This window comes from Ensifer sp. YR511 (assembly GCF_900103045.1).
Lineage (GTDB): Bacteria > Pseudomonadota > Alphaproteobacteria > Rhizobiales > Rhizobiaceae > Ensifer > Ensifer adhaerens.
The window spans coordinates 21,576-30,823 of record NZ_FNGR01000052.1 but is presented as its reverse complement, the minus strand read 5'-3'; the positions used below and the strand labels follow the sequence as shown (position 1 = coordinate 30,823).

Annotated in this window: 10 protein-coding genes; 1 reads left to right on the top strand and 9 read right to left on the bottom strand. The window is 55.6% G+C overall.

Going from position 1 to position 9,248, the window contains the following annotated elements; genetic code table 11:
- Positions 1–195, top strand: a 195-nt coding sequence (locus tag BLU15_RS36705; protein ID WP_143034345.1) for an IS30 family transposase, incomplete at its 5' end; no start/stop codon positions are given.
- 156 nt (positions 196–351) lie between these two features.
- Here the strand turns inward: BLU15_RS36705 and BLU15_RS36700 are convergent.
- The 9 genes from BLU15_RS36700 to BLU15_RS36660 all read right to left on the bottom strand — a co-directional run bounded on the left by BLU15_RS36700 (position 352) and on the right by BLU15_RS36660 (position 9,244).
- A complete protein-coding gene (locus BLU15_RS36700; protein ID WP_244546946.1) occupies positions 352–1,440 on the bottom strand; it encodes an esterase-like activity of phytase family protein in 1,089 nt (362 codons plus the stop codon).
- 656 nt (positions 1,441–2,096) lie between these two features.
- Positions 2,097–2,618, bottom strand: coding sequence for a gluconokinase (locus BLU15_RS36695; protein ID WP_090302192.1), 522 nt, complete (start codon positions 2,616–2,618; stop codon positions 2,097–2,099).
- Positions 2,615–3,523, bottom strand: a complete 909-nt coding sequence (locus BLU15_RS36690) for an SMP-30/gluconolactonase/LRE family protein (RefSeq protein WP_090302190.1) — start codon at positions 3,521–3,523, stop codon at positions 2,615–2,617. The genes BLU15_RS36695 and BLU15_RS36690 overlap by 4 nt, the downstream gene beginning before the upstream one ends.
- Positions 3,516–4,430 (bottom strand): NAD(P)-dependent oxidoreductase, encoded by a 915-nt coding sequence (locus tag BLU15_RS36685; RefSeq protein ID WP_090302189.1) that lies wholly within the window; start codon positions 4,428–4,430, stop codon positions 3,516–3,518. The genes BLU15_RS36690 and BLU15_RS36685 overlap by 8 nt, the downstream gene beginning before the upstream one ends.
- Positions 4,427–4,864: a GlcG/HbpS family heme-binding protein gene (locus BLU15_RS36680; protein ID WP_090302187.1), complete on the bottom strand. Its 438-nt coding sequence runs from the start codon at positions 4,862–4,864 to the stop codon at positions 4,427–4,429. The genes BLU15_RS36685 and BLU15_RS36680 overlap by 4 nt, the downstream gene beginning before the upstream one ends.
- The gene (locus BLU15_RS36675) at positions 4,864–5,793 is read right to left on the bottom strand and encodes a 2-hydroxyacid dehydrogenase (protein ID WP_090302185.1); all 930 of its coding nucleotides are present in this window, start codon (positions 5,791–5,793) and stop codon (positions 4,864–4,866) included. The genes BLU15_RS36680 and BLU15_RS36675 overlap by 1 nt, the downstream gene beginning before the upstream one ends.
- A 16-nt stretch (positions 5,794–5,809) precedes the next feature.
- Complete coding sequence (locus BLU15_RS36670) at positions 5,810–6,784, bottom strand: ABC transporter permease (protein ID WP_090302183.1); 975 nt, start codon at positions 6,782–6,784, stop codon at positions 5,810–5,812.
- Entirely contained in the window at positions 6,756–7,733 is a 978-nt protein-coding gene (locus tag BLU15_RS36665) for an ABC transporter permease (protein ID WP_090302199.1), read from the bottom strand. Before BLU15_RS36665 ends, BLU15_RS36670 begins: the two co-directional genes overlap by 29 nt.
- A complete protein-coding gene (locus BLU15_RS36660) occupies positions 7,733–9,244 on the bottom strand; it encodes a sugar ABC transporter ATP-binding protein (RefSeq protein WP_090302181.1) in 1,512 nt (503 codons plus the stop codon). The genes BLU15_RS36665 and BLU15_RS36660 overlap by 1 nt, the downstream gene beginning before the upstream one ends.
- Positions 9,245–9,248: the final 4 nt, after the last annotated feature.

Here is a 9,248-nt window from a genome sequence, read left to right as displayed (position 1 = left end):
CCGTGGCAGAAAGGTGCCGTGGAAAACATCAACAAGCGCATCCGTCGATACATGCCAGGCGATACCGACCTTGCAGGCGTGTCGCAACGCAAGCTCATCCAGCTTGCTCGCCATCTCAACGACAAGCCGAGAAAGTGCCTCGACTACAAGACGCCGGCCGAAGTGTTCCGGGCACATTTGCAAGAGGGAGGCTGAACCCCTACCCTGAAAACCGGCGTGTTGCACTTCAGTTAGGATCTCCCACTTAAGTGCTGCATTTAGCGACCTCCGATCATGGCCAGGGGCTGCTGCGTTCGCGGTTCCGCGAGTGGCTTTGAACTAGTGCACAGCCCAAACGAATAGGTCCAGCCCCTAGTCCTCAGGCGAATCGAACGTGAGAGCGATGAACTGCGTGAACTGCAATGGGTTGAAATTGTTGTCGGAGACCACAATCATCGTCTTGCGGCCCGCAACCTCCGGCCCCCAGGTCACGGACTCGATGTTGTCTATGTCGAGACCAAAATCTCCTTCGCCCAATTTCAGCACAAGCTCCTTTTTCAATGCAACGGCCTGCTCGGCCTTTATGGACACTTTGCCCGTGACGTCCGTAGCGTCCTCGAAGCTTGCCCTATAGAAGCTGATTTGGCTGCCAACACCCAAAGCGAAGGACCGCTCCACGGTGAATAGATCGTTGCCTAACGCAACGAATTCCGACAAGCCATTGTCATTCCAATAAGGTTCTTGCGTCGCTTTGGTGAAAATCGGATCAGTCTCGTAGACGTATTCGGTGATGACCTTCCCTGAGGCAATATCGAACACGATGATACGTGAGCGGCTTCCGGCTTCAAGACTAGCCTTGCCTCCATCTTGAACCAGAGCATTTTCGGTGCCCACCAAAAGGGTTTTGCCGTCTGGGGAAATCGTCATGCTTTCAAAGGATAGGTTGTCCTGGATGCCAAGCGTCTTCTCGGCATTTGGCACATAAGCGTTCGGCAAGATGAACTCGCGTACCAGGGTTCCGTCGAGACGCGATTCGCGAACTGCGGGTTTGCCGTTCAGATCGCCTTCGCTCGTCCAGTAAAATGTGCTCGTCGTGCGATTGAAGCGAATAGATTCCGGGTCCACGTCCTTCGTTGCGAATGGTTCTCCTGCCGCATTGAGCAGCAGGCGCATCGAGACGATGTCGACGCCGCGAATCCCCTCGGCGCCCATAGCGACCTTCAAGGTATAGAACCGCGCTGGTGCCTTGTCGGACCGGTCATCTGAAATCGCGTAGTAGACATCGTTCTCGGCATCGAAGTCGAGGCCAGAGATGCCCCCAAATTCGACTCCGGAGATTTTTAGGCCCGTCGGAAAAACTATCTCGCCGAGCAACGCCGGATTGCCGCGAGTTTGAGCAGACACGAACGGTGCGAGGAAAATCGCCGTTAGCAGACTGATAAAAGTGAGCGCTCTCTTCAATTTCATCTCCCACACACTTCGCATATTCATATTCGCATATCCATATTTGTCGATCGTAACAGCAGCATGAACGCGGGTAAGCGTCGATTTGAGAGTTGGCCAGAGGAGGATCACTGACAATAGCGTTGGCTGTTACACCCGTCACTGATTAGTGGCGACGCACGGCTGCGCGATCTTCGCCCGAAGACGGCACTGACTAAGACCGAACGAACATGTCTGTTGCCACAACCAATTCCATCGGCGGAGCAAATTCTATTTACGCTCCCGATCGGGAGCAATACAAGTGACTAACAGGCCAACAAGAGCTTCCAAACCTTGACCCCCGCCACCGCCCAGACAACTAGCTTTACCAAAAACATCCCAAGTGATCGCCAAGTTGCGCCAGTAAAACAAAGCCCTTCGGACGATTCTTCTCTTATTCCCGTGCAGTCAGGGGTGCAGCTTGCCCTAAACCCAGTGCGCACGCGCGCGACACGGCTTGTGACATAGATTGCTTTCTCGATGAACGGCCGAGGAAAACTGCTTGGCGACAGCCGGCGTATCCAGTTGCGTGCTTCCGCACGCCCGTCGCGTTTACAAGGAAACACGCCTATCGCGCATTTCCACCTTATGGTCGGAAAGGTCCTGGGATCGGCTCAGGCACCACAAGTCCAAATTCACTTTTCAATGCCTTCCACCCACGTGACGGTTTGCTTCACAATCCGCTGGACCGGATCATCAAAGCTGCAAGTTAGGACGAGGGGTTCGCCAATGGGGCGCTCTAATGTAAGGAGCTGGCTTTCCAGCATCGACTGCTTCATGAAATGGCCCTCCCTCGTTGTTAGGCGCAGGTTCAGTATGCTCGAACCACCGTCCAGAAACAAAAACGCCAGGTCCTGCCCGGCGTTCGCGCGCAAACGGTCGCGATAAACCTTCCTCAGTGCGGAACAGGCGACCACAACGTGATCTAGGTCGCAAATGACCTGCGAGATCCGGTCAAGCCATGGCCATCTCTCTTCGTCCGTAAGAGGAATCCCTTGAGCCATTTTATCAATGTTTTCTTCCGAGTGTAGTTTGTCGCCATCAATGAAGGGCACTGACAGTGCCGTAGCAATGGCGTCCCCGACGGTTGTCTTACCCGCCCCGGAGACACCCATGACGATTAACCGGGTAACGCTTCGTTCTTGCGACTTCTTCATGGTTTTTGCGCGCCACGGGCGTTCAGGTAGACGGCGTAGAGCGACGTCGAGGCACAGATAAACAGGCGGTTTTTCTTCGGCCCGCCAAACGCTACATTGGCGACGACTTCGCCGACATCGATGCGACCTATCAAGGTACCGTCAGGCAGATAACACTCAACCCCGGTACCTGCACTGGTCCAGACATTGCCGTCTTCGTCACAGCGAAAGCCGTCTGCGAAGCCCGCTCTTATCGTTGCAAAAATGCGATTGTTCGCTAGTGCTTGACCATTGCGCTCCACATCAAAGGCCCAAATGCGTCCGGGCAGCCCCGGCTGGTGCGTGCCGCCAGTGTCAGTGAGATAGAAAGTCCGCTCGTCTGGTGAAAATGCCAGACCGTTTGGTTTGACGGCAGTGGTACAAACAATGGATATCGACCCGGTGTCTGGATCGTATCGATAGACGACATCCTGTCCCGTTTCACTTTCTGCCTTGTCGCCCTCGTAATCGCTCATAATCCCATAGGGCGGATCGGTGAACCAAATCGTGCCGTCGGATTTGACCACGACGTCATTCGGTGAGTTTAATTGCTTTCCCTCAAACCGGTCGACAAGCGTCACGACGCGGCCGTCTAGCTCGGTGCGGCTGACACGACGTCTGCCATGCTCACAACTGACGAGCCTGCCTTCCCTATCTCGTGTATGCCCGTTCGTGAAACCGGCTGGTTGGCGATAAACGCTCACTCCTGCGTTCTCCGTCCAACGGAGCATGCGGTCATTGGGAATGTCGCTGAACAGGAGGTGTTGAGCATCACCAAACCACACGGGTCCTTCTAGCCAGCGGAAGCCTGTAGCAAGGCGCTCGACGGGCGCGTTTCCCATGAAAAACTTGCGGAAGCGCTCGTCCAAAACTTCAAAATCAGCCATGTTCTGTTCCAAGAGAGTTTGGTTCGACGACAGCCTCGTTGACGCGCTCCAACCAGAGATACAATGAACTATGGTCCAGGTGCGTATTTCCACCAGTTGCAAGTTCCTGAAATGCCGAATTCACGGCATTAAGCAATGGCAGCTTTAGGCCATGCGCTGCGGCGACATGTTGCGCGGCGTCAAGATCCTTGATTTGATTACCGACTGTCCCGCCCGGTTGGAACATGCGTTTAATCATTCGATCTCCGTGAAGTTGGAGAATAAGGCTGTCAGCGAAGCCTCCAGACAGGGCGTCGCGCACAGCCGCTGGGTCCGCAGCCCCCATCTTGGCGAAGAGCAGAGCCTCCGACACTGCACCGATTGTAATGGCTACGATGATTTGGTTGGCGAGCTTGGCCAGCTGTCCGGTACCGCTAGGTCCTACGTGCGTCGCCTTACCCAGTGAGGCAAACAGAGATTGCGCGCGCGCAAAATTAGCATCGGTGCCACCAACCATGATTGCGAGAGTCCCATTGCGTGCTCCTACCGTCCCGCCAGATACCGGTGCATCCAGATGATGGATTCCGCTCGATTCGAGGCGCTCTGCGCAGCCGCGGGCTGTTTCGGGAGTGTTGCTGCTCATGTCGATGACCAGCGCAGCAGGCTGCAAGGCATCGGCAACGCCACTGTCGAACAACAGTCGGCAGGTGCGGTCGGCAGTGTCAAGCATAAGTATAATGACATCCGCCCCTTTCGCAGCCTCAGCGGGACTGTCGGCCGCAAGGGCGCCCAGTTCTGCTAGCCTGATCAGCTTTTCCGGGCTCCTGTTCCAGACAGTAAGCTGGTGGCCGGCGCTTAGCAGTCTTTCGGCCATGGGCGCCCCCATTAATCCGGTGCCTAAAAATGCAATCCTCGATCTCCCGGTCATGGCGTTTCCGCCGCGGCATCGATCGCGGCAATGGCGGCGCGCGCGACAGTCAGGTCCTCCGCGCCCGTACCGGACCCTACGCCAATTGCGCCGACAAGATGGCCTCCAATAAAAATAGGTAGGCCACCTTCGAGGCTGATGAAATCACCGTCGGTTGCAACAGCTAGGCGGAGCGACTTGATCCCATCCATGTCGCCAGTCGCAGAACGAGCTGACGCTGCGGTAATTGCCTTACGGCTGGCGGTGCGCAGGCTAAGGAATTTAGCGCCGTCCATGCGCAGCGAAGCAAGGGTTGTACCCGTCGCGTCAACCAGCACGACACACTGCGGTACGCCAATCTCCTCTGCTGCATCGGCGGCCGCGTTCAGCGCCGCAAGCACGCCCCGATGCGTCAGTTTTAAAGTGGCCTTGGAATGATGCCGTTCTTCGGTCATCAGATCACCGGCGTAAGCAGTGGCTTACCTGAAAAGTGAGCTGCCAGATTGTCAAGAAGCAACCGGCCCATGGCCTCTCTGGTTTCTACAGTCGCGCTTGCCCTGTGCGGTGTCAGCACGACCTGATCCATCGTGAAAAGTTCTTTCGGCACACAAGGTTCATTGGCGAAGACATCTAAACCAGCAGCGGCGAGCCTGCCGGACAAAAGGGCGTCAACCAGCGCCTGTTCATCGACGATACTGCCGCGAGAAACGTTGATCAATGCGCCCTTTGGACCGAGTGCGTCAAGAATTTCGGCATCCACGATCTTGCCTGTCTCGGACCCACCTGCAGCGGTGACCACCAGAAAGTCGACATTGGCGGCCATTTCGCGTAGGTCGCCGTAACGTTTGAGGCCTGATGTCTCGGACGCAAAAGGATCGACGAAGCTGATTGCGCAATCAAAGGCAGCGCATCGTTTGGCCACAGCCCTGCCGACTCTCCCCAGGCCGAGGATGCCGACCTCCTTACCGGTGAATCGAAAGGCTAACGGCAGAGCTTCTTTCCCCCATTTACCGTCGCGTACGAAACGGTCCGCAACGATCTGCCCCCTTGCCACGGCAAGCATAAGCAGGATAGCCAAATCGGCCACGTCGTTGGTCAAAACGTCGGGCGTATTGGCTACAGATATACCCGTATGGCGCGTATATGCGAGATCGACGGCATCCAGGCCAACCCCGAAAACACCCAGCAACTCAAGTTTCGGAAAGCGTTCGAGAAGCGACCGTCCGGCTCCGAGAGCACCGTCGGTAACGACAGCCAGAATCTTTTCTGTATTGATGGAGCCGATGGTTAAAGGATCATAGAGACGGTGAACGTGGTAGGATGTTTCGAGTTCCGACATTACGCTGTCCATTAGCGGGCCAACGAGGACGACTTCAGGCTTCATTGTATGCTCCATTAGCTTAGTCAGGTTGACGTGCGATCGCGACAATCGCGACAATCATAAGTCCGGTGAGAATGAGTCTGATGCCGGGCCCTGCTGTACCCAGACCAAATCTTACGACTGCCAGGTTCAGAAGGTTTATGAGGACGTAGAGGAAAAGTGCTGCTCCCCACACACCCTGAGGGTAAGCCCTTCCGCCCAAAACACTCGTCCCGCCGATCACCACGACAGCGATCGAGACGAGTTGATACTGACTGCCGATGTCAAGGGAAGCCCCACCTGAAAATGCCGCAAGCAATACACCAGCAAGCGCTGCCATAAAACCGCACAATACATAAACGTAAAGGCGAATCCGGTTCGAATCGATTCCGGCGAGCCACGCCGCCTGGGCGCTCTGACCGACTGCCAGCAATCCCCGGCCGAACAGCGTTCTGCGCAAGACAACGACCATTAGACCGGCAACAATCGCCATAATCGCGGGCAGGATGGGAATGCCGAAGAACCGGGACATAGCAATTGCGATGAAAATAGCTGGTGGCTTCATCGTTGCCGCTCCGCCAGCATAGATGGCGGTCGACTGCACGATAAAGCTCATCGCCAAAGTCGCCACGATTGGCGGTATGTGCAACAGTATAATCAGCACGTAATTGGCAGCACCAATGACGGCACCGACAGCCAAGGCTAAAGCCAAACCTGGCAAAACCATAGCATCGTTTTGTTGCATCACGGACATAGCAAGCAGCCCCGCAAGCGTCATGACGCTCGGAATCGAAAGATCGATGTTGCCAGGCCCGGCACTGATGACAAACATTTGCCCCAGGCCAACGATTGCAAAGAACATCGCGAAATTCATTGCCGCTTGCAACGACTGAACGGCACCGACTCCGCCAGAGAGGGAAAGTGTCAGCAACCAGACCGCAAGGGCGCCTATGAAAGAATAGATCCACGGCTGTTGCCGCATGTTTTCAACTAGCGCCGAAGGTGATGCGCGCATCGCGTACACTCCTGGTTTCGAGGTGTGAGATTGCCGCCCGCACCGCCAGAACAACGATGAGGATCAACCCTTGCGCTGCTAACTGCCAGTCGGAGCCAACATTCATAAAGGTCAGAAGTGAATTCATGAGAACCAACGTCACAGCGCCGATAATCGTGCCGACGGGTGATACTTTACCGCCAACGAATTCGCCGCCGCCAAGTATCACGGCTGCAACGCTGAGCAACGTGTAGTTGGGCGCTAGGTTGGCGTCGCCGGATGTCGTAATTCCAGCAAGTACGACCCCGGACAACACCCCAAAAAAGCCCGCAAAGCTATAGAGGGTGGCCTTCGCCAAGAGCACCGACCATCCTGCACGCGACACCGCCCTGGCATTGCCACCGACCCCGCGCAGCACAGTTCCGTATGACCAGCGGTTCAAAACAAGATAACCGGCAATCGCGAAAATCAGCAGGGCTAATACAGGCAATGGAGCAAGTGGCGTACGAAGACGCAAAAGAGCGCTCAACCATTCGGGCGTGAGACCGCCTGGTCGCGGCAAGACCAGCACTGCGATTCCCAGCCAGATGAAGGAAAAGCCAAGCGTAACAACGATTGATGGCAGACGTCTGATGTGGATGAGTACACCCAAGCCACCATAGCACAATATTAGCAATACCAGCAACGCCAACCCAAAAATCGGCGATCCTGGTATAACGGCTGCAACGATACACGTTATCAGGCTGATGAAGTTACCGATGGAAAGATCTATGTCGCCGGCGGCTATCACAAACATTTGAGCAAAGGCTGCGAGCGCGACGGGCATTGCGTATGTCAGAAGCAGGCCTAAGCCGACGTAGTTCATAGCATTCGGCCGGTAGCAATAAACCCCGATCAACACCGCGATCAATCCCGTCACCGGCAAGAGAGAGCGCAGGATACTGGCCTTGCGGCCGACAAACGAGCTCATCATTGTGAACTCCCTACAACTGCGCGATCGGCGAATGAAGCGCGCAGTATGTTTTCTTCATTGACTTCATTTGCTTCGAGAACGGCGACGATTTCTCCCTCTCGAAAGATGTAAACCCGGTCGCAATTGTTAAGCTCTTCCGTCTCTGTTGAGTACCAGATGAAAGATCTACCTTCCGCGGCTTCGCGGTGGATAAGAGCATAAACCTCACTTTTGGTGCCGACGTCCACGCCACGCATAGGGTCGTCGAGAAGTATGAGTGATGCCTTGCTGGCTAAAGCCCGGGCAAAGAGGATTTTTTGCTGGTTGCCGCCCGACAGGGTGCCAATAGCCGCATTGGGACCTCCTGTTCGTACCCCAATGCGCTTAAACCAGTCCACTACCATTTGGTGCTCGCGACCAACATCTATCAAACCCCACACTGAGATATCCCGCAGCGCGCGCACCGTGAGGTTTTCACTGACCGACCAGACGGGGAACACGCCTTCGGTCTGGCGGTCGCCGGCGACATAAGCTGCTGAGCCCCTATTTAGCCCAGCCTGTCCTTTAGATGCGGCGTCGAAGATTTGCTGCAGGGTATGCCGCTGACCATGGCCATCCAGCCCAGCGAAGCCGACGATCTCCCCTTTGTGAACCTCCAAGCCAAGCGCGCCATCGTCGTCATCTCGCGCTTTCAAAACCAAATCGGTGGCCGAGTTGGCCCTTGGCTTGGAAGCAGCATGGACCGGTTCTGTATCGAGGTGGCCCATCACCGCAACAAGGCTTTGACGTGAAAACTCCTTCGATGATGCGTCTGCAATGATGCGCCCGTCGACCATCGCAATTATGCGATCGGTGTGTCTCAGAATCTCGTGCAGTCTGTGGGAAATCAGTATAGTGGCTGTTCCTTCGCGGGACGCGATATCGATAAATGTCATGAGCTGGTCGGCAGCCTTGGCATCGAGCGAACTGGTGGGCTCATCAAGGATGACGAGCCTGCATTTTGATGCAGAGCCTGCAAAAGCTTCCGCGATTTCAACCATCTGACGCTGGGCGATCGTGAGTTCGCCCAGAGGACGGTGAATATCAATATTTTGTCCCGGAAAGATGCGTTGCAGGGATTTCTCGATCAGCGCCCTCGCGCGCTTCTGCCAACCCCACCCTGCCACTTCGGTATGTCGAATCAACGTGTTTTCGATCGACGTCAGGTTCGGGCACAATGACAGTTCTTGAAATATACAGCGAATACCGAGTTCATGTACCTGACGCGGGGACAAGCCAGAGTAGGACTGGCCGTCCAAAGTAATCTCACCGGAGTCCGGCCGATGAACGCCCGAAAGCACGTTCATTAGCGTCGATTTGCCAGCGCCGTTGTGACCAACAATTCCCAGTTTCTCGCCATACGAAATCGAAAGCGTTGCGTCCGACAGCGCGCGCACAGCACCGAAGGAGCGTGAAACCCCCAATATAGAAATCGCCGGCCGGCGGGCCGCGGCATCTGCCACGGCCCATTCTTTCAAAGCTAAGTTCATCGTG